Origin of the sequence: Streptomyces sp. NPDC001507, assembly GCF_042894765.1 — a bacterium.
GTDB lineage: Bacteria > Actinomycetota > Actinomycetes > Streptomycetales > Streptomycetaceae > Streptomyces.
Genome location: NZ_JBIAVV010000010.1, coordinates 453,495 through 475,295, shown reverse-complemented (window position 1 = coordinate 475,295; position 21,801 = coordinate 453,495). Strand labels below are relative to the sequence as shown.

Genomic DNA, 21,801 nt, shown 5'->3' with positions numbered 1-21,801 from the left:
TGCACACGCTCCGTACATGCTTTGCGCATCACACGCGCGCGTGCCCGGACGCGCACAGTCCGGGAGGCGGGCATCGCCTCCCGGACCGGTCCGCCACCCGCGGGGATGAAGGTGGCGGTGTCCCCCAGCCCACTGGATCCAGTACAGCGGGCCGACCCACGCATCAGCCATGGAACCGCTCCCCAGTTGGCCGGAGAAGAGCGCACGGACAGGCGCACGGCCACACGGCGGGGGCACGACGCGACAGGCCGAGCACGGTGCGTATATGGGCCGCACTCGCGTACGGACCACAATCCCGCCATCCGGAACAATGCCCCTTAACGCTTGGGATGCGGCGAACTACGCTGGGTTTACGAATGCCGCGTGGTTATGCCAGCGCGGCAGCCGTCTGTGTCGAGGGGTGGCGCATGTCCAGGGAGCAACGCGGGCCGAACGAAAAGCTCGGCGCCGTTCTCGCCCTCGCGGGAATCAGCAACGCAGGACTCGCGCGACGCGTCAACGATCTTGGCGCTCAACGCGGGTTGACTCTTCGCTACGACAAGACGTCGGTGGCGCGCTGGGTGTCGAAGGGCATGGTGCCGCAGGGCGCCGCGCCACACCTCATCGCCGCCGCGATAGGCCAGAAGCTCGGCCGCCCGGTGCCGCTCCACGAGATCGGCCTGGCGGACGCGGATCCCGCCCCCGAAGTGGGTCTCGCCTTCCCCAGGGACGTCGGCCAGGCGGTGCGGTCGGCGACGGAGCTGTACCGCCTCGACCTCGCCGGCCGCCGGGCCGGTTCCGGCGGCATCTGGCAGTCACTGGCCGGTTCGTTCGCAGTGAGCGCATACGCAACGCCCGCCTCGCGCTGGCTGATAACCCCCGCCGACAGCTCGGTCGCGCGCGAGGCGAACGCCGTGGACGGTTCGGGCGCACCGCTCAAAGTCGGCCACAGCGACGTGCAGAAGCTGCGGGAGGCCGCCGAGGACGCCAGACGCTGGGACTCCAAGTACGGCGGCGGTGACTGGCGGTCGTCGATGGTGCCGGAGTGTTTACGGGTGGAGGCGGCACCACTGCTGCTCGGCGCGTACTCCGACGAGGTCGGGCGGGCGCTGTTCGGGGCGAGTGCCGAACTGACGCGGCTTGCCGGGTGGATGGCCTTCGACACCGGACAGCAGGAGGCCGCGCAGCGGTACTACATCCAGGCGCTGCGGCTCGCCCGCGCGGCGGCCGACGTGCCGCTCGGCGGGTACGTCCTGGCATCGATGTCCCTGCAGGCCACGTACCGCGGCTTCGGTGACGAGGGCGTCGACCTCGCGCAGGCCGCCGTGGAGCGCAACCGGGGGCTGGCGACCGCGCGGACCATGAGCTTCTTCCGGCTGGTCGAGGCGCGGGCACACGCGCGTGCGGGGGACGCGCAGGCCGCGGGGGCCGCGCTGAAGGCGGCGGAGGGATGGCTGGAGCGGGCGCGGGAGGGGGACAACGACCCGTCCTGGCTCGGCTTCTACGGCTACGACCGGTTCGCCGCGGACGCGGCCGAGTGCTACCGGGACCTGAAGGCGCCGCGGCAGGTGCGGCGCTTCACGGAGCAGGCGCTGTCCAAGCCGACGGAGGAGTTCGTGCGGTCGCACGGGCTGCGGCTGGTGGTGTCGGCGGTCGCCGAACTGGAGTCGGGCAACCTCGACGCGGCCTGCGAGCAGGGGGTGCGGGCCGTGGAGGTGGCCGGGCGGATATCGTCCGCGCGGACGACGGAGTACGTGAAGGATCTGCTGCACCGGCTGGAGCCGTACGGGGACGAGCCGAGGGTGGTGGAGTTGCGCGAGCGGGCGCGGCCGTTGCTGATGGCGCCGGCGTGAGGGGCGCCCAGCCGTCTGCCGGGTCCTGTCCGGTCGGCGGGTGCGGGTGTGTGGGGACTGGTCGCGCAGTTCCTCCCCCAGCCTTCGGCCGGGGGTGCCCTCAGCGCCCCTTACGGGGCGCTTCACCAACCGTGCGTTTGAAGTGGCTGTCAGTGGCGCAGTGCACTATCGGATGCGGGAGGTGGTGCAGGTGTCTGCCGGGGTTGCGTACGACTGTGATGTGCTCGTCGTCGGGGGTGGGATCGTCGGGCTGTCCACCGCGTATGCGGTCACGCGGGCCGCGCCCGGGACCCGGGTCGTCGTGCTGGAGAAGGAGGCCGGTCCCGCGCGGCACCAGACCGGGCGGAACAGCGGGGTCATCCACAGCGGGATCTACTACCGGCCCGGATCGCTGAAGGCGCGGTACGCCGTCAAGGGCGCCGCGGAGATGGTCAAGTTCTGTGCGGAGTACGGCATCGCGCACGCCGTCACCGGCAAGCTGATCGTCGCCACCGAGCGCGACGAGCTGCCCCGGCTGCACGCGCTCGTGCAGCGCGGCCGGGAGAACGGCATACCGGTGCGGGAGCTCGGGGCCGCTCAGATCGGGGAGTACGAGCCCGAGGTGCGCGGGCTCGCCGCCATACACGTCGGGACCACCGGGGTCGCCGACTTCGTGGGCGTCGCCCGGCAGCTCGGGGAGGCCTCGGGGGCGGAGATCCGGTACGGCGCCCGGGTGGTCAGGGTGGACCGGCGGCCGGAGCGGGGCGTGGCCGTGCTCACCTCGCGCGGGGACGTCGTACGCGCGCGCGTGCTGGTCAACTGCGCGGGGCTGTACTGCGACGAGGTCGCCCGGCTGACCGGGGACGAGCCGGGGATGCGGATCGTGCCGTTCCGCGGGGAGTACTACGAGCTGGCGCGGCCGGAGCTGGTGCGGGGGCTGGTGTACCCGGTGCCGGACCCGGCGTTCCCGTTCCTCGGGGTGCATCTCACGCGCGGGATCGACGGCGGCGTGCACATCGGGCCCAACGCGGTGCCGGCGCTGGCCAGGGAGGGGTACGGGTGGGACGTCGTCCGGCCGCGGGAGGTCGCCGGGACGCTGGCCTGGCCGGGGTCCTGGGCGCTGGCGCGGCGGCACTGGCGGTACGGGGGCGGGGAGCTGCTCCGGTCGGTGTCGAAGAAGGCGTTCACGACGGCCGTACGGCGGCTGCTGCCCGCCGCGGAGGAGGGGGACCTGGTGCGGGCGGCCGCGGGGGTGCGGGCGCAGGCCGTGCTGCGGGACGGGACGCTGGTCGACGACTTCCTGATCAAGGAGGGGCCGCGGGCGGTCCACGTGCTGAACGCGCCCTCGCCCGCGGCGACCGCCTCGCTGCCGATCGGGCGGGAGGTGGCACGGAGGGCGCTGGAGGTGCTGGGCTCGGTGTGACACCCCGCGGGCCGTCCCGTGGGGGCCGTAAAATCGACGCACTGTGTCTGACTCCCGCAACGCCCCCGAAGCCCCCCGGCCCGCCGAGACCGGCCCCGCCGAGCACGTCCCCGGTGCGCACCCCGACCACGCCCCCGGGGTGTCCGTCCGGCACACCCGGGCCAAGGGGGAGCCGCGGTTCCCGGACGGGCCCAGGGCCGATCCGGCCGGGTCCCACTTCGAGCGGCGGATCCGCAGCTTCCAGCCGCGCCGCAGCCGGGTCACCGCCGGGCAGGCCGACGCGCTGCAGCGGCTGTGGCCCAAGTGGGGCCTGGACATCGACGGGCAGCGGGTCATCGACCTCGGCGAGCTGTTCGGCAACGACGACCCGGTGGTGCTGGAGATCGGGTTCGGGATGGGCGAGGCGACCGCGCAGATGGCCGCCGAGGATCCGGGCGTCAACATCCTCGCGGTCGACGTGCACACGCCGGGCCAGGGGAACCTGCTCAACCTCGCCGACCAGAACGGGCTGTCCAACGTCCGCGTCGGCAACGGCGACGCGATCATCCTGCTCCGGGAGATGCTCACGCCCGACTCGCTCGACGGGCTGCGGGTCTACTTCCCGGACCCCTGGCCGAAGAAGCGGCACCACAAGCGGCGGCTGATCCAGCCCGAGTTCCTCGACCTCGCCGCGACCCGGCTGCGGCCCGGGGCGATCGTGCACTGCGCGACCGACTGGGAGCCGTACGCCGAGCAGATGCTCGACGTGCTCGACGCCCATCCGGAGTTCGAGAACACGCAGGCCGAGGGCGGTTTCGCGCCACGTCCGGCGCACCGGCCGCTGACCCGTTTCGAGGGTCAGGGACTGGACAAGGGACATGTGGTGAACGATCTGCTCTTCCGTCGCGTACAGCACCGGGTGCCGCAGAGCGAGCAGCACCGTCAGGAGTCACCTCGTTAGGGTCGATGCCGTGGCCACCTTCCCGCCGCCGTACCCGCAGTACTCACCACAGCCGCCGCAGCCGCCGCAGCCGCCGTATCCGCACGACCCCGCCGGGCACGGTCTGCGGCATCCCCGCTGGTGGCAGCGGCGCTGGGTGCGGTACTCGGCGCTGAGCACACTGCTGGCCCTCTCCGGGCTGGTGATCCTCGCGCTGGTGCGGGAGCAGACCGGGACGGAGGGCTTCCTCGTCGGGCTCGGGCTCGCCGTGCTGCCCGTGCCGCTGCTCGTGGGCGCGTTCCGGTGGCTGGACCGGGTACAGCCGGGCCCCTGGCGGAACCTGCTGTTCGCCTTCGCCTGGGGCGCCTGCGCGGCCGCGCTGATAGCCATCGTCGCCAACAGCTTCGCGACGAGATGGATAGCGACGGCGACCGCGGACCCGAGCAGTGCGGACACGCTCGGGGCGACCGTGATAGCGCCGGTCGTCGAGGAGTCGGCGAAGGCGGCGGCCGTCCTCCTGGTGTTCCTGTTCCGCCGGCGGGACTTCACCGGGATCGTCGACGGGGTGGTGATAGCCGGGGTCACCGCCACCGGCTTCGCGTTCACCGAGAACATCCTCTACCTCGGCACGGCCTTCGGGACCGACCAGCTGACCGGGGACAGCGGCATCGCCTCCGTCACCGCCGCGACGTTCTTCGTGCGGATCGTGCTGTCGCCGTTCGCGCATCCGCTCTTCACCGTCCTCACCGGTATCGGCTTCGGCATCGCCGCGCTCTCCGGGGAGCGGCAGCGGGCGCGGCGGGTGCTGGTGCCGGTGGCCGGGCTGCTGCTCGCGATGAGCATGCACGCGTTCTGGAACGGGTCGTCCACGTTCGGGCAGTACGGGTTCTTCGCCGTGTACGGCATGTTCATGGTGCCGGCGTTCGGGCTGCTGACCTGGCTGGCCGTCTGGACGCGCCAGCGGGAGCTGCGGGCCGTACGCGAGGAGCTGCCGGCGTACGTCTACGCGGGGTGGCTGGGCGCGGCGGAGCCGTTCGTGCTCGGGTCGATGCGGGCGCGGCAGATGGCCCGGGAGTACACCGCGTACCACTTCGGGAAGGCGGCGGGGCGGGCGGTCGCCGAGTACGAGGGGTACGCGACGACGCTGGCGCTGCTGCGGCGCCGGGGGCGGCGGGGACGGGCGGGGGCCGACTTCGTGGCGCGGGAGCGGGAGTTGCTGACGGAGCTGTGGAGCCGACGGGAGCTGGTGCGGCCGGCCCTGGAGTACGCGGCCCGGACAGCCGCGCCGGGCGGGTGGCGGCCGGGGTACGCCGGTTACGCACCGCCGGCTTACGGGGCGGCGGCGCCGTATCCGGCCTACAATCCGTACCGGAGTTAGTGCATCGGGGTTGCGGACGGCTCGGCACCGCCGGAATACACCGCGCGGGCTGAGCACCGTCGCGGCGAAAAGGGTGCACCGGAGGAGCGGGAGGGGGCGGGCTCTCGGGCCGTCAGGCGGAAGCCGTTGTCAGCTTTGTCAGTTCCTCGGACGTCAGGGTCAGGTCGGCGACGCCCAGCAGCGGGGGGAGTTGCTCCAGCGTGCGGGCCGAGGCGATCGGGGCCATGATGGTGGGCTGGGCCGCAAGCCAGGCCAGGGCGACCGTGGGGATCGGGGCCTCGTGGGCCGCGGCGATCTCGTCCAGGGCCGCCAGCACCTTCTGGCCGCGCTCCGACTCGGCGTACTGGGCGGCCCGGCCCGCTCGCGCGCTGTCGACCGTCGTACCGGGGCGGTACTTGCCGGTGAGGAAGCCGGCGGCCAGCGCGAAGTAGGGGACGGCCGCGAGGCCGGTACGGGAGGCCAGGTCCTGGAGGGGGCCCTCGTAGGTGTCGCGGGAGACCAGGTTGTAGTGGGGCTGGAGGGCCACGTACCGGGCGAGGCCCTCGCGGTCGGAGAAGTCCAGGGACTCCTGGAGCCGCTCCGGCGTGATGTTGGACGCGGCGATGTGCCGGACCTTGCCCGCCCGCACCAGCTCGTCCAGCGCGCCGATGATCTCCTCGACCGGGATCTCGGGCTTGTCGAAGTGCGTGTAGTACAGGTCGATCCGGTCGGTGCCGAGACGGCGCAGGGACGCGTCGGCGGCGGCCTTGATGTTGGCGGCGGACAGGCCCTGGTACTCGGGGTGCTGGCTGACCTTCGTCGCGATGACGACGTCGTCGCGGTTGCCGCGCGCCTTCACCCACTTCCCGATGATGGTCTCGGACTCGCCGCCCTTGTTGCCCTCGATCCACGCCGTGTACGAGTCGGCGGTGTCGACGAAGTTGCCGCCCGCGGCGGTGTACGCGTCGAGGACGGCGAAGGAGGTGGCCTCGTCGGCGGTCCAGCCGAAGACGTTGCCGCCGAGGGCGAGCGGGAAGACCTCGAGGTCGGAGGAGCCGAGTTTGCGAAGAGCAGTCATGCTCCACTTCAACACGGGCCGCCCGGGGACCCATCCCCGTCGAGTACGAAGTTCTCGTAAAAGCGGAATCCGTGGTTCGGCACGCCGGCGGCCCTGACGCCGGGGGTTGTCGTCAGGGCCGCCGGGAGCCGGTCGGTGCGGTACGGGCCGGGGTCAGGGGTTGAGGCCCTTGCCGCGCAGCCAGGGCATGGGGTCGATGGCAGTGGCCTGGCCGTTCGGGTGGACCTCCAGGTGGAGGTGCGGGCCGGTCACGTTGCCGGTGGCGCCCACGCGGCCGATGACGTCGCCGGTGGCGACCTTCTGGCCGACCTTGACGCCGATCGAGGACTGGTGGCAGAACCACAGCTCGGTGCCGTCGTCGAGGGTGATGATCGTGCGGTAGCCGTAGGAGCCGGCCCAGCCCGCCTCGGTGACCGTGCCGCTGTGCACGGCCTTGATCAGCGTGCCGGTGGGCGCGGCGAAGTCGAGGCCGGTGTGGTAGCCGGAGGCCCACATGGAGCCGGCCTGGCCGAAGGTGCCGGTGATCGTGTACGAGACGACGGGCAGCGTGTACTGCTTGGCCAGCTCGGCGAGGCGGGCCTGCTCGGCCTTCTGCTTCGCGGAGGCCTCGGCCTTCTCCTTGGCGTCGGCGGCTTTGGCGGCGGCCGCCTTCTCCGCCTTGGCCTCGGCGTCCGCGATCGCCTTGTCGGCGGCGGCGACGGCCTTGGCACTGGCCTTGGTGTCGAGCTGGTTCTGCTGCTGCGCGGCCTGGGCGATGATCCGGCTGCGCAGCGCCTCGCCGGCGTCGGACGAGGAGGAGTCCGCGTCGGTGGCCGTCGTCGTGGTGACGCTGCTGAGCGCGGTCTGGGTGGCCTGGTGGCCGCTGCCCTCGCCGAGCAGGGCGTCGACCGAGGAGGGCAGGTCGGGCAGCGAGATGGAGACCGGCGGCTTGCCGGTGTTGGCGCTGGCCATGCCGCCCGCGCCGACGGCGGCTATGACGCCGACACCGAGAACCGTGGAGCTGCGGGCGAGCCCGCCGCCCTTCTGCTTGGCGACCCGGTGCCGGCCGCGGGCCGCGGAGAGGGACTCCTCGGTGGGGTTCCACTCCTCGAAGGGGCCCTCGTCGGCGCTGTAGCCGCCGTACGCGAAGGTCTCGGGCCGGCGCTGGCTGGGCACGAACGGGGCTGTCGGAGCAGGCGGGTTGGACGCCACGCGGGCGCACTCCTTTCCTTCCGCCGCCTACCGGGTTAGCTGACGGGTTCGGAGCGGGAAGGTCTCCTACGCGCGTATACCGGCCGTTTCCTACCCGGCGGTAGCCGTGCGATTCACCCCAAGGTGGTGGTTCCCCGGTTCCCTTGCGGGATTCGGCGCGTGCGCACGGAGCCGTCGCGGGTGACGGCTGGGACGACCGCGCTGCGTTATCGAACGTTAATAGACCCGGCTACCAGATTCCAAGCAGTTCGTCTTGATCATTAAGCTTTCAAAGCTTGGACTTACCTGCCGCGACCGGTCAAAATCGGTCGAGTCGACGGGGCGCGCTGCTCAGCTCAGGAGTCACACAGGTTTTGATGGTGACTCAGTTGTTATGCGCAGGGCGGTCGCTCGGACACCGAGCGTGACCGCCCGCCGTTCAGGGCCGTCGTACGGCGAGCAGCGCCATGTCGTCCGTCATGCCGCCGCCGGTGTGCCGGCGCACCTCGGCCGCGAGCCGGGCCACCAGGGCGCCGGGGGCGATGGCGGTACGGCCGGTCAGCCGCCGCTGCGGGTCGTAGAACCGGCCGTGCGCGTCCCGTGCCTCGGAGAGGCCGTCGGTGTGCAGCAGCAGCGTGGCGCCACTCGGGAACGCGTGCTCGGCCGCCCGGTCGGGCCACGTCCCCAACTCGCCCATCCCGAGCGGCAGCGCGGCCTCCGGCGCCCGCACCGGGCACACCTCGCCGTCGCCGTGCAGCAGCAGGGGCGGCGGATGCCCGCGGTTGACGAGCCGCAGCGTGCCGTCGCCGTGCGGGAGTTCGGCGAGTACGGCGGTGGTGAACCCCTCGTGGGCGTCGATGCCGCCGCGCCGGACGCCCTCGCGCGCCAGCGCCCGCTCCAGCCGGCCGGCCACCGCCTCCAGCGTGGCCTCCTGCTCGGCGGCCTCCCGGAAGGCGCCGATGACCACGGCGACGGCGGCGACCGCGCCCATCCCCTTGCCGCGGACGTCGCCGACGACCAGCCGCACGCCGTACGGGGTGTCCTGGACGGCGTACAGGTCGCCGCCGACGAAGGTGCCCTCCTGGGCCGCCTCGTACCGGGCGGCGATCTCGAAGCTGCCGATCCGCTCGGCCGGCTCGGGCAGCACGGCCCGCTGGGCGGCCTCGGCGACTTCGCGGGCCGTCGCGAGGCGCTGGTCGCCGAGGCGGACGATCCGGTTGATGCCGGCGGCGAGGGCGGAAACGGTGATCACCGTGAGGATCTCGGTGACGGCGTCGGCGTCCGGGAGCACGGCGAACCGCGCGTGCACGGCGTAGGTGGCCAGGAGCGCGGCCAGGCCGGTGAGGAGGGTGGTGCGCAGCGAGGAGAGGGGCGCGGCGATCAGCGGGGCAGCCGTGAAGAAGGGGACCGCGGTGAAGGGCGCGGGGGTGAGGAGGTCGTAACAGACGCCGGCGCAGATCAGCAGCGCGGGCAGGAAGCGGGCGAGGATCCGGGCGGCCGCCGGACCGCGCCGCTCCGCCTCCGCACGGCCCACCACGCGACCCCCCTGCCGTCCCATGTCCTCGATGCGGTCGCCGTGTGCGATGTCCTCGCCGCGCGCGATGTCCTCGCCGCGCGCGATCTGCTCGCCGCGCGCGATCTGCTCGCCGTGTTCGATGCGTCCGGTGTCTTCGATGCCTGTCCGTCCAGGTTTGCGGCTGCGAGCGGGTGGGGCGAACGGTGTGGGCCGGGCGGATGAGTGCGGAAGTGTGTGATGAGGAACACGTGCCCGGATACGACTCAGGGCCGGAATCCTCGAATCTCGGATTCCGGCCCTGGGTTTCAGTAGCGGGGACAGGATTTGAACCTGCGACCTCTGGGTTATGAGCCCAGCGAGCTACCGAGCTGCTCCACCCCGCGTCGGTGACACCAGCATACGCCATCGGAAGAGCGGGAGTCACACGGGTTAAGACTCACGCGCAGGAGCGGGTCAGTGCACGCCGAAGCGGCGGGCCCGCGCGGCCGCCTCGTGGGGGCCGCCGGCGAAGGGCTGACCGTGCCCCGGCAGCAGGACGGTGTCCCGGGAGAGACCGGCGATGGCGTCCAGCGAGGCGAGGGCGGCGGCGGAGTCGTGGGTGAAGGCGCGGCAGACCAGACAGGGGCCGGTGTGCCCGGTGAAGGCCTCCTGGGTGACCAGGGCGTCGCCGGTGAAGAAGAGGCCCTGGTCGGGGAAGTGGAAGCCGGTGCTGCCGGGGGTGTGGCCCGGCAGCGCGACGACGAGCGGCCGTCCGGGCACACCGTCCAGCCGCGCGCCGTCGCCGAACGTGCGCGCCCGGGCGGGCGGCGGCGCGGTGAACGCGCCCTGGCGGGCCATGGTCGCCATGGTGGCGAGCGCGGCCGGACGGCGGACGAGGTACGGCAGCGGGGAGCGTTCCGACTTGGCGTGGCGCATCGCCCTGCGCGGGCCGTCCATGAGCATGGCCCGATCGTCCTCGTGGACCCACACCTCCGCGCCGGCCCGCTGGAGCTCCGCCGTCAGGCCGGTGTGGTCGGGGTGGGCGTGGGTGATCAGGACGGCCCGGATGTCGGCCGGCCTCCGTCCGGCGGCGGTCAGGTGGCCGAGGAGCCCGCGCCGCTGTCCGGGCAGGCCGGCGTCGACGAGGGTGAGCCCGTCGGGGTGGTCCACCAGGTAGAAGTTGACGAGGGGGTCCCCCAGCCGGACAACACCGGGAGCCACCTCCTGGCCGGTGCCGGAGTGGGCGGATCGGGGGCGGGACCGGCTCATGGCGTTCTGCTCTCCGGGAGGGGGTCGGACGACGGGGAGGGGCGGGCGGGCACGGGCCGCTCAGAACATGCTGTTGCCGTTCACCGAGGTGGCCGGGACGGCCTGGGTGAGTGCCCAGTGCTCGACGATCCTGCCGTGGTGCACCCGGAAGATCTCGTACACCGAGGTGCCGAGGTCCGAGGGGCTGTTCTGGTCGTGGAGGTGGACCGCGACCAGATCGCCCTCGGCGACGGCCTTGGCGACGGTGGCCCGGTACTGCGGATGCGCGGCGAACAGGTCCGTGTAGGCCTGCTTCGACGCGGCGGCGCCGTCGGCGAGCGCCGGGTCGTGCTGGACCAGGTCCGGCGCGAGGTAACGGTCGACCGCGGTCACGTCCTTGCGCCCGGTCAGCTGCTGGACGTAGGCGCGTACGACCCGCTCGCTCGCGGCCGTGTGCGAGGCCGGGCCGGCCGCGTCGGTCTGCGGCGAGGTGAGCGTGCCGAACATGTCGTGGCCGTTGGCCGTGGTGGCGGGGACCGGCTGGATGGTGTCCCAGTGCTCCACGATCTTGTGGTGCTCGACCCGGAACACGTCGACGAGCCCGATGCCGCTGAAGGTGTCGGAGGTGCCCGCGTGCGTCTGGAGCAGGACGAGGTCGCCCTGCGCGATCACGTGCGTGGTGACCGAGCCGCTGCCGGGGGTGGCCGTCGCCTTCAGGTTCTCCACCAGCCGGCGCAGCGCTTCCGGACCGTTGGCGACGTTGGGGTTGTGCTGGATGTAGTCGGGCGAGACGTACTTGTCGATCACGGACGTGTCGTAATAAGTGAACAGCTGCTTGTAAACGTAGGTGACTAGCGCCTTGTTGGCCGCCGTCTCGCGGGCGGACACCGAGCCGGTGGTCGCGGCCCCGGTGGCCGCGGCCCCGGTGGCCGCGGTGCCCGTGGCCACGGTGCCTGCGGCCGCCGTGCTTTCGGCCGCCGTGCCCGTCCGCGCGGATCCGGCGGACCGCGGCACCGCCGTCGCGGGACCGGTCGCCAGCGCCGTCGCGGCCGCGACGGCGGCCACGGCCGCACCGATCCGTACAGCGTGCTGCCTGTTCATCGTCATCGCGGACTCCCGGCTCGGAAAACCCGCCCGCCCCTGCGGCAGGTCGGCGGGGCCGACACTAGGAGCGCCGGGCCGATCCGTCGTCGCCCTGTGAAGGGTGGTACTCACGGGGACAGGATCGCCGGGGCCGTGGCGCCTAGCCTGACCTCATGGCACAGGGCAGCAGCGACAAGCACGCGCCGGGGCCGCTCGGCGAGTACCTCCGTGCGCGCCGGGCCCTGCTGAGCCCGCAGCTGCTGGGACTGCCGGACGCGGGCCGCAGGCGGGTGCCGGGACTGCGCCGGCATGAGCTGGCGCTGCTGGCCGGGGTGAGCACGGAGTACTACATCCGGCTGGAGCAGGGCCGCAACCGCCATCCTTCCCCGCAGATCGTCGAGGCCCTCGCCGGCGCTCTGCACCTGGACGCGGAGGGCACCGCCCACCTCCGCCAGCTCGCCGCCCCGGCCCCGCCCAGGCGCTCCCGGCAGCGCGGCGAGCAGGTGCCCGCGGGCATCCGCATGCTCCTGGAGACGTGGTCCGCGCTGCCCGTGGTGGTGGCCGGGCGGCTGTGCGACGTACGGGCGGCGACCTCCCTGGCCGTCGCCCTCTCCCCCGCGCACCGGCCGGGCGCGAACCTGGCCCGGGAGGTGTTCCTGAACGACGCGTTGCGCACCCTGCACCGCGACTGGGACCTCGCCACCGCCAGCCTCGCGTCGACGCTGCGCGTGGCGGCCGGCGAGGATCCGGACGACCCGCGGCTTTCGGCCCTGGTCGGCGAACTGTCCGTGCGCAGCGCGCGGTTCCGGCATCTGTGGGCCCGCCACGACGTCCGTCCGAAGCAGAGCGGGCGGGCCCTGCTACGGCATCCGCAGGTCGGCGAGCTGGACCTGCGGACCGAGAAGCTGGCGATCCTGGGCACGAACAGCATGATCATGCTGTGCTTCCACGCCGAGCCGGGCAGCCCGTCGGCCGAACGCCTCGCCCTGCTCGCCAGCCTCACCGCGGCCGCGACTCCGGCCACCGGCCCGGCCACCGGCCCCGCCGCTGAACCTGCGACACCGGCCACCGACCCGGCCACGCCACCGGCCACCCGACCGACCATGCCACCAGCCGCCGACCCGACCGCGGCTGCGGCACCGTCTGCGACTCCGGCCGCGGAACCGCCTGCCGCTCCGGCCGAGCCGCCGCGTCACCGCCTCGCGTGAGCGGACACCCCGCCGACCCGGCCCCGCCCCCACCAGCCCCCCCGGCCCCCGGCCCCCACGCTCGGCTCAGCCGACGAGGTGCCCGTTCGGCGCCTTCGCCAGCCCCTCGTACTCCCCCAGCACCAGCACCTCCACCCCCGCCTCCCGCAGCATCCCCGTCCCGTCGGCCGCCGCCACGAACGTGTCCGGCTCGCGCCATGCCGTCACCACCCGTCGCACCCCGGCCCTGAGGATCAGCTCGGCGCAGGGGTGCGGGCGGGAGGCGCGGTGGGTGCAGGGTTCGAGGCTGGTGTAGACGGTGGCCGCGGCCAGCCGGGGGTCGTCCGCGGGGATCTTGGCCAGGGCCGCCTCCTCCGCGTGGACCACGGGGTCGCCGGCCTCGCGGGAGTGGCCGCGGGCCAGTTCCGTGCCGTCGGCCGCGACGACCACCGCACCCACGCTGAACGCGGTCCGGGAGGGCGGGCACTCGGCCGCCAGTTCGCAGGCGAGCCGCAGCCAGTGCCGGTCCGCGGCGGAGACCCACCCGCCGGTGCCGGGTTCCGTGGGCTCGTAGCGCAGGAGCACGACGTCCTCGATACGGCGGGTCTCCAGGAGCCGCAGCCGTCCGGCCTGGTACCCGCCGGGACCGAACAGGCGCGGCGCCTTCGGGTCGCCGACGAAGAGGGGAGCGAGCACCAGCTGGAGCTCGTCGGCCAGGCCCTGCTGGAGGAGCTGGGTGTGCACGGTGCCGCCGCCCTCGACCATCAGCCGCCGTACGCCCCGTACGTCGTGCAGGTGCTCCAGGAGCAGACGCCAGTCGAGGTCGGTGCCGAGGGAGACGGTGTCGGCGGCGATCCCGAGGGCTCGGGCCCGCCGCACGCCCTCGTCCGTCGTGTAGACGATCTTCTCGCCGCCGGTGTGCCAGAACTTCGCGTCCGGGTCGAGGTCGCCGGTCGCGGTGACCGTGACCTTGAGGGGGTACTCGGCCCGGCCGGCGGAGGTCCGGGCCGCGCGCCGCTCCGGGGAGTTGACCAGGAGCCGGGGGTTGTCCGCGCGGATGGTGCCGGCGCCGATCAGGATGGCGTCGGCCGAGGCCCGTACCTCGTCGACGCGGTCGAAGTCGGCGGGAGAGGAGAGCAGGAGCCGGTCGGGGCCGGTGTCGTCGAGGAAGCCGTCGAGCGAGACGGCGGCGGACAGCAGGACGTAGGGGTACGGCATCGGACGCGCTCACTCCTGGCGGCGGGCGGGCTGGCCGGCCGGGATCGGCGATCGGCCTGCCTGCTCTGACACGGACGCTTGGTTAAAGTTTGAAACAAACCTACACTGGTGGCATGACGACTCGCTGGCTCACTCCGAAGGAGCAGCGCGCCTGGCGCGCCTACATGGCGGCGACGCACCTCCTGGAGGACGCGATCGACCGGCAGCTCCAGCAGGACGCCGGCATGCCCCATCTGTACTACGGCATCCTGGCCAACCTCTCCGAGGCGCCGGAGCGCAAGCTGCGCATGACCGATCTCGCCGAGAAGTCGAAGATCACCCGAAGCCGGCTGACGTACGCCGTGACCCGGCTGGAGAAGGACGGGCTGATCCGGCGCGAGGACTGTCAGTGGGACAAGCGCAGCAGCTTCGCGATCCTGACGGACGAGGGCATGGCGGTACTGGAGCGCACGGCGCCCGGCCATGTGGAGACGGTACGGGCGGCGGTCTTCGACCATCTCTCCGCCGAGCAGGTGGAGCAGCTCGAGGAGATCGGCTCCGTGATCGCGCGGGCGCTGCAGGGTGACGAGTCGACTCCGCGGCCGACGTCGGACGAGCTGCCGTGGCGGCGCCGGTCGTCGTCGCCCTGTTCCGGTTCCTGACACCTTTCCGAACCCTTGCTTTCCCGAAACCGTACGGAAATCTGTTGCTTCAAATTTAAAGCATGAGGTAGGGTTCCAGCCGTGGATCTGCTTCAAATCTGAAGCAGGCACCCGCGACGTCCCACTGGAGATCCCGATGACCGACTTCCCCGCCGCCACCCAGCGCGCCCGCGTCCGGGTCCCGCTGCGCTTCAACGACGGCTACAGCGTCAACGCCGAACTCGTCACGTTCCATGGCCTGACCGACGGTCAGGAGCACGTCGCCGTCGTCCTGGGCGAGCCCGCCCCCGGCACCCTCCCGCTGGTGCGCCTGCACTCCGAGTGCCTGACCGGCGACGTCTTCGGCTCGGCCCGCTGCGACTGTGGACCCCAGCTGCGCGAGGCCGTCGAGCGCATCGGCGAGCGCGGCGGCGTCCTGCTCTACCTGCGCCAGGAGGGCCGCGGCATCGGCCTCTACAACAAGCTCGACGCCTACGCCCTCCAGGACCAGGGCCTGGACACCTACGAGGCGAACGCCGCCCTCGGCCTGCCCGAGGACGCCCGCGACTACACCGCCGCCGCCCAGATGCTGGCCGCCCTCGGCATCACCGACCTGGACCTGCTCTCCAACAACCCCGACAAGGCGGAGCAGTTGCGCGGACTCGGCGTCACCGTCCGGGACCGCGTCCCGACCGGCGTCTTCAGCACCGCCCACAACGTCCGCTACCTGCGCGCCAAGGTCCTGCACACCCAGCACACGCTGCCGCTGACCGAGCTGACGGAGCTCAACGCGGGCTGAGCACCGCCGGACGCGGTGTGCTACCAACGGCAGGCACACCGACGAGGGGAGCCTCCGTGGACGACCAGCCGGCGCGTGTTCTCGACGACCTCTACCAGGAGGGCCGGGCGCACGACGGCCCGCTGGCCGACCGGCTGCCGAGGCCGCGCGACATGACTCCGGACGCGGCCCGGCTGATCTCCACGCTGATCAGGGCCCGGCGCGCCACGTCCGTCCTGGAGATCGGCACCTCCAACGGCTACTCGGCGATCTGGTTCGCCGACGCCCTCCGCGACACCGGCGGCCGCCTGACGACCGTGGACACCGACGCCGCCCGGGTCACCGCGGCCTTGGCCAACCTGGAGCGGGCGGGAGTACGGGGGTACGCGGACGTCCGCCACGCCGACGGTGCCGAGACCCTGGCCGGCACCCCGGACGCGTCCGTCGACCTGGTCGTGCTCGACGCCGAGCGACCGGCGTACGCCGGCTACTGACCGCACCTGCGAGGCGTTCTCAAGCCGTACGGCATCCTCGCCGTCGACAACGCGGTCAGCCACCGCGACCAGGTGGCCGCCTTCCGCGAACTGCTCGCCACGTCACCCGAGTTCGCCGTCGACCTGCACGAGGTGGGCTACGGGGTGCTGACCGGGGTTCGGGTGCGCTGAGCATCACCCGCGCCGCGACCGGGCGCTGTTGCAGATGGGGAACACGCCGGATGACGCGCAGAGGACGGCGCACGGGTGACGCGCGGACCCGTATCCACCTTCGGGTGAATCCGCCGGGCGACGGCAACCGCGCAGCGTCCGCAGATGTCACACACGGCACATCCGTCAGCAAAACGGCCAGGGGGACCCATGAACGACCAGCAGCCCTACGGAGCACCGCCGTTCCAGGCGCAGCCGCCGCGGCGGAGGCCCGGCGCGGGCAAGATCGTGGGGCTCGGCTGTCTCGGCCTGGTCGGCCTGGTCGTACTGATCGGCGCGGTCGGCGCGGCGGTCGGCGGCTCCGGCCACGTCAAGGCCGCTGCGACGCCGTCGGCCACGAAGACCGGCGCCGCCGAAGGCAGGAGCAGCGCCGGGAAGGCCGAGGACGCCAAGCAGAACGGCACCCCGAAGAGCGACGCGCCCGCGCACACCGTCGTCTTCAAGGTGTGGGGCTCCGCCCCGGCCGGCGCCCTCGGCGGCCTCGACATCACCTACGGCTCCGACACCGACACCCGCAAGGGCACCTTCAGAAAAGGCAGGTTCGAGGCGACGCTGCCGCTGAAGGACCAGGCCCTGTACGTCGACGTGATGGCACAGCTGCAGGGATCCGGTGACATCAACTGCTCGGTCAGCGTCGACGGGAAAACGAAGAACGCGCACGCCTCGGGCGGCTACACCATCTGCAACGCCCAACTGAGCAGCGACCTCACGGGCGGCTGGCGGTAACGGCGGGGCCGGCAGTCAGCGGAGGACGCCGAGCTCCGAAAACGCCGCATCCGTAGCTCCGACGCCGATCCGGAGGGTGGCGGGGGCGGCGCAGCATGCGCCGCCGGACTGCTCGGTGTTGGCCGGCTCGTCGAAGAGGCCCGCTCCGCCGCACACCCCCGACTCGGGGAGGACCAGTTCGACGCGCTCGGCTGCCTCCCGGTCGCCGGCGATCGCGGCGGTGATGGAGCGGACCTGCTCGTAACCGGTCATCGCGAGGAAGGTCGGGGCGCGGCCGTAGGACTTCATGCCGACGAGGTAGATGCCCTGTTCGGGGTGGGAGAGCTCGCCCACGCCGTGCGGGTAGACGGTGCCGCAGGAGTGGACGTTGGGGTCGATGAGCGGGGCGAGGGCGGTCGGGGCCTGGAGGCGCTCGTCGAGGCCGAGGCGGACCTCGGAGAGGAAGGACAGGTCGGGGCGCAGGCCGGTCAGGACGATGACCTCGTCGACCGGGTCGAGGCGGCGGCCGTCCTCCGCGACCAGGACGAGCCGGTCGCCGTCCCGGTCCACAGCCTGTGTACGGAAGCCGGTGACCGCGCTTACGTGGCCGGCCTCGACTGCGGCCTTGGCGCGCCGGCCCAGGGCGCCTCGGGCTGGGAGCTGGTCGGCTTCGCCGCCGCCGTAGGTGTTCGCGCCGATGCCGCGACGCAGGATCCACACCGCGTGCGTGCCGCCCTCCTCCTTCGCGAGGTCGGCGAGGAGGGCGAGGGCGGTGAAGGCGGAGGCGCCGGAGCCGACGACGGCGGTGCGCCTGCCCGCGTAACGGGCGCGTATGGCCGGGTCGCCCAGGTCGGGGACGCGGTAGGTGATGCGGTCGGCGGCGGTCTTCTCGCCGAGGGCGGCCAGGCCGTCGGCGCCGGCGGGGCTGGGGGTGGACCAGGTGCCGGAGGCGTCGATGACGGCGCGGGCGGTGATCCGCTCCTCGCGTCCGTCGGCGTGCTGGATGTGGAGGGTGAAGGGCTGCTCCTCGCGGCCGGAGTCGACGATGCGGTCGCGGCCGGCGCGGGCGACACCGGTGACGGTGGCGCCGTAGCGGATCTTGTCGCCGAGGACGTCGGCGAGGGGCTGCAGGTACTGCACGGCCCAGTCGCCGCCGGTCGGGTAGGCGGAGCCATCGGGGCGGACCCAGCCGGTGGGGGCGAGGAGCTTCTCGGCGGCGGGGTCGGTGACCTCGGCCCAGGGGGAGAACAGCCGTACGTGTGCCCAGTCGCGAACGGCGGTACCGGCGGATGGTCCGGCCTCCAGGACCAGGGGTTCGAGACCGCGCTCCACTAGGTGGGCGGCTGCGGCCAGGCCGACGGGGCCGGCTCCGATGACCGCGATGGGCAGCTGGTGGGTGGCGGGCGCGTTCACGAGACTCCCCTTTGTTTCGACGTTTGTCGATGACTTGCGGCCCAGCGTGGCACCTGTTTCGACAAGCGTCAACATAGAAATTTCTCGAATTAGGCCGAGCGGGCGATCGGCGACAGTCGGCTGGATTGGTCGCGGAGCCTGCGGATGCCGCGGCACCGCCCGACGTCCGGCAGCCCGCTTCACTTGCGACCGGCCACGCCTCCCGCCCTTGCTTCGACATGTGTCAACATAGACGCATGTCGAATGCCCAGGTGCTGCCACTGGTCGAGTCCGAAGCGCCCGACGCCGTGGCGGCGTGCTGTCCGCCGCTCACCGAGCGTCCGTTCACGGCGGAGGAGGCCGACGTGGCGGCGCGGATGTTCAAGGCGCTCGGCGATCCGGTGCGCCTGCGGCTCTTCTCCTCAGTCGCCTCGCACGAGGGTGGCGAGGCGTGCGTGTGCGACATCTCCGACGTCGGCGTCTCCCAGCCGACCGTCTCCCACCATCTGAAGAAGCTCAAGGACGCCGGCCTGCTGACCTCCGAGCGGCGCGGCACCTGGGTGTACTACCGGGTCGAGCCGTCGGTGCTGGCCGCGATGGGAAGGCTCCTGACCATTGCGCCGACCACGATCCCGAGGCGACCGGCCACCGGCTGAGCACCGGGGACCGTCTTCACGCAGCTTCGGCAGACCGGGGGTGGCAGAGCTGGGCGTAGCGCTCCACCTCTTCAACCGCAGGGAGCTCGATGACGAGCCCGGCATGGGCGCCGTCGACCGGAGTCGCCGGGCAGCAGATGTCACTCGGCAGCTTTGCGGCCGGGCATGAAGATGAGGGCCACCAGGGCCAGTCCGACCACGGCGCCCACGAGTTGCACGCCGATGAAGCCCAGCACCGAACCCGGTGCGATGCCCGCGAAGGTGTCGGTGAAGGCGCGGCCGATCGTCACGGCCGGGTTGGCGAAGGACGTGGACGAGGTGAACCAGTAGGCGGCGCCGATGTAGGAGGCGACCGCGACGGGCGCGAAGCGCAGCTGGTCCGCCCGGGCCAGGCCGAAGATCAGCAGGATCAGACCGGCGGTGGCGACGACTTCGCCAAGCAGCAGGTGTCCGGCGGAGCGATCGTGCGTAGACCACTTCACCAGCGGCTCGCCGAACATCGCGTCCGCCAGGATCGCCCCCGCGATGGCGCCCACGATCTGCGCGGGCAGGTACACGGCCACCTCGCGCAGGGTGACCCCGGCCCCGCCACGTCGTGCCGTCCACCACTCGGCCAGCGTGACCACGGGGTTGAAGTGCGCGCCGGAGACCGGGCCGAGCAGGAGGATGAGGATGCCGAGGCCGAAGACGGTGGCCGTGGAGTTGGCCAGCAGCTGCAGACCGACGTCCTTGGTCAGCTCGGTGGCCTGGATGCCGGAGCCGACCACGACCGCCACCAGTGCCGCGGTGCCTGTGAGTTCGGCGGCGGCCCGGGCGACCAGCGGGGTGCGCGGCGGGGTCGCACCGGGCGCGGGCGCGACGGACTCGGCCGAAGGCGCCGCGGCCGCGGACTCCTCGGCCGGGACGGCTTCGGCGGCGGTCATGGACAGGCCCTCTTGTTCTCTGCGGCGGCGCGGGCGGACTCGGCCAGGTCGGCAAACTGACCGGCGAGCGAGGCGATGACGTCCGGACGCAGCTTGTAATACGTGAACCGGCCACACGGCTCCGTCTCCACGACCCCAGCCTCTCGCAGCACCTTCAGGTGGTTGGAGAGGTTGGTCTGTCTCGCGCCCGTCTCCTCCACGAGGTGCGTGGTGCACAGCGTCTCCTGGGCGAGCAGGGTCACGATCCGGAGCCTGAGCGGGTCGGCCAGAACCCGGATCAGATCAGTGTCGACTGACGTCAGCATGCGCTGATACTGTCACATCAGCGGTGACTGACACCATCGGGTACTGATATGTCGTGCCCGTTCTGTTGCGAGACAAGAGAGACCTCTGATGTCCGACAAGCCCTCCGTGCTGTTCGTCTGCGTCCACAACGCCGGCCGCTCCCAGATGGCCGCCGCGTGGCTGACCCACCTGGCCGGGCACCGCGTCGAGGTCCGCTCCGCCGGCTCCGACCCGGGCGCCAACGTGAACCCGGCCGCCGTCCAGGCCATGGCCGAGGTCGGCATCGACATCTCCGCCGAGGTCCCGAAGATGCTCACCGTCGACGCCGTCAGGGAGTCCGACGTCTGCATCACGATGGGCTGCGGCGACACCTGCCCCGTCTTCCCCGGCAAGCGCTACCTCGACTGGACCCTGGACGACCCCGCCGGCAGGTCCGTCGAAGACGTCCGCCCCATCCGCGACGAAATCGAACGCCGCGTCCGCGGCCTCCTCGACGACCTCGATGTCCCGGTAGAGCGCTGACCGCAGACGGTGAACCAAAAGGCTGTTCCCCGGACGAAGACTTGGAAAGCGTGGTGGGGGCGACCCCCGTGATGGGACCTCGGTGATCGTGCGATCCCGTACCGGGCTGCCTGGGGCTGCCCGCGCTCGTCACTCGCCGGAAACGGCGCTGTGGGAGTCGTGCGCCCGGCATGCTCCCGGTGTCTCCCAAGCTACGCCCGGCCTGGACCGGGCGGCCCGAGGCGCGGGCAGCGAAGATCCGCGCTCCCGGGACAGGGTCAGCACGCAAGGAGTACTCCGGCAGGGCAGCCCGACCAACTCCCCGTGGTTCCGCCAGCCCCAGGAGTCGTAGAGGGTCTGTCCGGCCCGGTCGGCCGGGTGGAGCAGGGCGACTCCGAGTTCGGCGCGCCCGTCGGTCAGCAGACGCTGTTGCAGACGGCGGCCGATGACCCGCTGCTGAGGGTGCTGGTGCGCCACGACCTGGGTGAGGAGCAGGAACCGGGAACAGCCGGTGAGCCGTTGAACACTCTCCTGCAGCCCCCGCTCGGACCGGCCTGCGGGGCCCACCGGAAATCCGAAGACGCACCCCACCAGCACCGTCGTCTCGGCCACCAGCACAGCGAAGCCAGGCCGTCGGGCGCTGACGGCAAGCCGCCGCAGAAAGTCGCCCCGCTCCCGGTACACCTTTCCGGTGAAGCCGACGGCGGACGCCAGGGCCAGGTCGGCGATGTCCTCTCGCATGTCCTCCGCCTGCCGGCGTGTCAGTCTGCGCAGCCGGATCCCGTCCTCGACGACAGGTGCACCGGCACGATCGTCGGACGTCTGCGTCCCCGGCGCTGACGGACCCGCCGCGGACGCGGCCGGCAGATCGCGGAGCAGGGCAGGCAGCACAGGATGTGCTGGGGTCGCGAGGAGCAGGGGTGCGGAGCCGGTGGCGGCGAGGAGCCGGGTGATCTGCGCGCACGGATGGTGGAGGTACAGGCAGGCGCGCACCCGGCCGGCCCGCCGTGACGCCGTCAGGAAGACGTCCAGGCCCTTGGCGTCACAGGAGTGGACCGTGGTGAGATCGACGTCTATGGCGGTCATTCCGTCACGCAGGCACTGCTCCAGCGCGGCCCGCAGCAGGGGCGTCGTGGCCGGCCAGATGTCACCGACGAGCGTCACGAGGGCGCGCTCCCCCCGGTCACGCCGGTGGATGTCCAGGCGCTGCACGGCCATCACCCCGCACTTCGGAAGGGCGGCGCAACG

21 protein-coding genes, 1 tRNA gene and 1 riboswitch are annotated in these 21,801 nt (G+C 72.5%); of the genes, 11 read left to right on the top strand and 11 right to left on the bottom strand.

The genetic code is table 11. The features are described 5' to 3' along the window. The first annotated feature begins 407 nt into the window (after positions 1–407). The 4 genes from ACFY0K_RS32005 to ACFY0K_RS31990 all read left to right on the top strand — a co-directional run bounded on the left by ACFY0K_RS32005 (position 408) and on the right by ACFY0K_RS31990 (position 5,531). A complete protein-coding gene (locus tag ACFY0K_RS32005) occupies positions 408–1,832 on the top strand; it encodes an MFS transporter (protein ID WP_093501181.1) in 1,425 nt (474 codons plus the stop codon). Positions 1,833–2,004: 172 nt separating this feature from the next. Further along, on the top strand, positions 2,005–3,234 hold the full coding sequence (gene lhgO / locus ACFY0K_RS32000; protein ID WP_390642738.1) for an L-2-hydroxyglutarate oxidase: 1,230 nt from the start codon (positions 2,005–2,007) through the stop codon (positions 3,232–3,234). Positions 3,235–3,277: 43 nt separating this feature from the next. Continuing rightward, positions 3,278–4,174: a tRNA (guanosine(46)-N7)-methyltransferase TrmB gene (gene trmB / locus ACFY0K_RS31995; protein ID WP_390642720.1), complete on the top strand. Its 897-nt coding sequence runs from the start codon at positions 3,278–3,280 to the stop codon at positions 4,172–4,174. Positions 4,175–4,184: 10 nt separating this feature from the next. Further along, a complete protein-coding gene (locus tag ACFY0K_RS31990) occupies positions 4,185–5,531 on the top strand; it encodes a PrsW family intramembrane metalloprotease (protein WP_390642719.1) in 1,347 nt (448 codons plus the stop codon). Between the two features lie 112 nt (positions 5,532–5,643). Here the strand turns inward: ACFY0K_RS31990 and ACFY0K_RS31985 are convergent, their stop codons facing one another. The 6 genes from ACFY0K_RS31985 to ACFY0K_RS31960 all read right to left on the bottom strand — a co-directional run bounded on the left by ACFY0K_RS31985 (position 5,644) and on the right by ACFY0K_RS31960 (position 11,608). Next, positions 5,644–6,588, bottom strand: a complete 945-nt coding sequence (locus tag ACFY0K_RS31985) for an aldo/keto reductase (protein WP_390642718.1) — start codon at positions 6,586–6,588, stop codon at positions 5,644–5,646. A 153-nt stretch (positions 6,589–6,741) separates the two neighbouring features. Then, complete coding sequence (locus tag ACFY0K_RS31980; protein WP_390642717.1) at positions 6,742–7,779, bottom strand: M23 family metallopeptidase; 1,038 nt, start codon at positions 7,777–7,779, stop codon at positions 6,742–6,744. A gap of 7 nt (positions 7,780–7,786) precedes the next feature. Beyond that, positions 7,787–7,947, bottom strand: a riboswitch (cyclic di-AMP (ydaO/yuaA leader). A gap of 250 nt (positions 7,948–8,197) precedes the next feature. Continuing rightward, positions 8,198–9,316: a PP2C family protein-serine/threonine phosphatase gene (locus ACFY0K_RS31975; protein ID WP_390642716.1), complete on the bottom strand. Its 1,119-nt coding sequence runs from the start codon at positions 9,314–9,316 to the stop codon at positions 8,198–8,200. A 267-nt stretch (positions 9,317–9,583) separates the two neighbouring features. Then, positions 9,584–9,657 (bottom strand) — tRNA-Met (locus tag ACFY0K_RS31970). A gap of 70 nt (positions 9,658–9,727) precedes the next feature. After that, positions 9,728–10,522, bottom strand: a complete 795-nt coding sequence (locus ACFY0K_RS31965) for an MBL fold metallo-hydrolase (protein WP_390642715.1) — start codon at positions 10,520–10,522, stop codon at positions 9,728–9,730. 60 nt (positions 10,523–10,582) lie between these two features. After that, a complete protein-coding gene (locus ACFY0K_RS31960) occupies positions 10,583–11,608 on the bottom strand; it encodes a nuclear transport factor 2 family protein (protein ID WP_390642714.1) in 1,026 nt (341 codons plus the stop codon). A gap of 149 nt (positions 11,609–11,757) precedes the next feature. Between ACFY0K_RS31960 and ACFY0K_RS31955 the strand changes: the two genes are divergently transcribed. Beyond that, a complete protein-coding gene (locus ACFY0K_RS31955; protein WP_390642713.1) occupies positions 11,758–12,792 on the top strand; it encodes a helix-turn-helix domain-containing protein in 1,035 nt (344 codons plus the stop codon). Positions 12,793–12,858: 66 nt separating this feature from the next. Here the strand turns inward: ACFY0K_RS31955 and ACFY0K_RS31950 are convergent, their stop codons facing one another. After that, complete coding sequence (locus ACFY0K_RS31950) at positions 12,859–13,989, bottom strand: dihydrofolate reductase family protein (RefSeq protein WP_390642712.1); 1,131 nt, start codon at positions 13,987–13,989, stop codon at positions 12,859–12,861. Positions 13,990–14,102: 113 nt separating this feature from the next. On the opposite strand from ACFY0K_RS31950, the gene ACFY0K_RS31945 reads away from it, so the two are divergent. From ACFY0K_RS31945 to ACFY0K_RS31930, 4 genes are all read left to right on the top strand, one after another. Next, complete coding sequence (locus ACFY0K_RS31945; RefSeq protein WP_390642711.1) at positions 14,103–14,630, top strand: MarR family winged helix-turn-helix transcriptional regulator; 528 nt, start codon at positions 14,103–14,105, stop codon at positions 14,628–14,630. Between the two features lie 136 nt (positions 14,631–14,766). Next, on the top strand, positions 14,767–15,408 hold the full coding sequence (ribA, locus tag ACFY0K_RS31940; RefSeq protein WP_390642710.1) for a GTP cyclohydrolase II: 642 nt from the start codon (positions 14,767–14,769) through the stop codon (positions 15,406–15,408). Between the two features lie 56 nt (positions 15,409–15,464). Continuing rightward, positions 15,465–15,881, top strand: coding sequence for an O-methyltransferase (locus ACFY0K_RS31935; RefSeq protein WP_390642709.1), 417 nt, complete (start codon positions 15,465–15,467; stop codon positions 15,879–15,881). 360 nt (positions 15,882–16,241) lie between these two features. Further along, on the top strand, positions 16,242–16,817 hold the full coding sequence (locus ACFY0K_RS31930) for a hypothetical protein (RefSeq protein ID WP_390642708.1): 576 nt from the start codon (positions 16,242–16,244) through the stop codon (positions 16,815–16,817). 15 nt (positions 16,818–16,832) lie between these two features. On the opposite strand, the gene ACFY0K_RS31925 is transcribed toward ACFY0K_RS31930, so the two are convergent. Beyond that, positions 16,833–18,209: an FAD-dependent oxidoreductase gene (locus ACFY0K_RS31925; RefSeq protein ID WP_390642707.1), complete on the bottom strand. Its 1,377-nt coding sequence runs from the start codon at positions 18,207–18,209 to the stop codon at positions 16,833–16,835. Between the two features lie 236 nt (positions 18,210–18,445). Here ACFY0K_RS31925 and ACFY0K_RS31920 point away from each other — a divergent pair, with 236 nt between their 5' ends. Further along, on the top strand, positions 18,446–18,844 hold the full coding sequence (locus ACFY0K_RS31920; RefSeq protein ID WP_390642706.1) for an ArsR/SmtB family transcription factor: 399 nt from the start codon (positions 18,446–18,448) through the stop codon (positions 18,842–18,844). 140 nt (positions 18,845–18,984) lie between these two features. Here ACFY0K_RS31920 and ACFY0K_RS31915 read toward each other — a convergent pair whose 3' ends face one another. Both ACFY0K_RS31915 and ACFY0K_RS31910 read right to left on the bottom strand, forming a co-directional pair. Next, complete coding sequence (locus ACFY0K_RS31915) at positions 18,985–19,767, bottom strand: aquaporin (RefSeq protein ID WP_390642705.1); 783 nt, start codon at positions 19,765–19,767, stop codon at positions 18,985–18,987. Then, on the bottom strand, positions 19,764–20,072 hold the full coding sequence (locus ACFY0K_RS31910) for an ArsR/SmtB family transcription factor (protein ID WP_390642704.1): 309 nt from the start codon (positions 20,070–20,072) through the stop codon (positions 19,764–19,766). The genes ACFY0K_RS31915 and ACFY0K_RS31910 overlap by 4 nt, the downstream gene beginning before the upstream one ends. 88 nt (positions 20,073–20,160) lie before the next feature. On the opposite strand from ACFY0K_RS31910, the gene ACFY0K_RS31905 reads away from it, so the two are divergent. Continuing rightward, entirely contained in the window at positions 20,161–20,574 is a 414-nt protein-coding gene (locus ACFY0K_RS31905; RefSeq protein ID WP_390642703.1) for an arsenate reductase ArsC, read from the top strand. Between the two features lie 129 nt (positions 20,575–20,703). Here ACFY0K_RS31905 and ACFY0K_RS31900 read toward each other — a convergent pair whose 3' ends face one another. After that, positions 20,704–21,771, bottom strand: a complete 1,068-nt coding sequence (locus ACFY0K_RS31900; protein WP_390642702.1) for an STAS domain-containing protein — start codon at positions 21,769–21,771, stop codon at positions 20,704–20,706. Positions 21,772–21,801 lie beyond the last annotated feature (30 nt).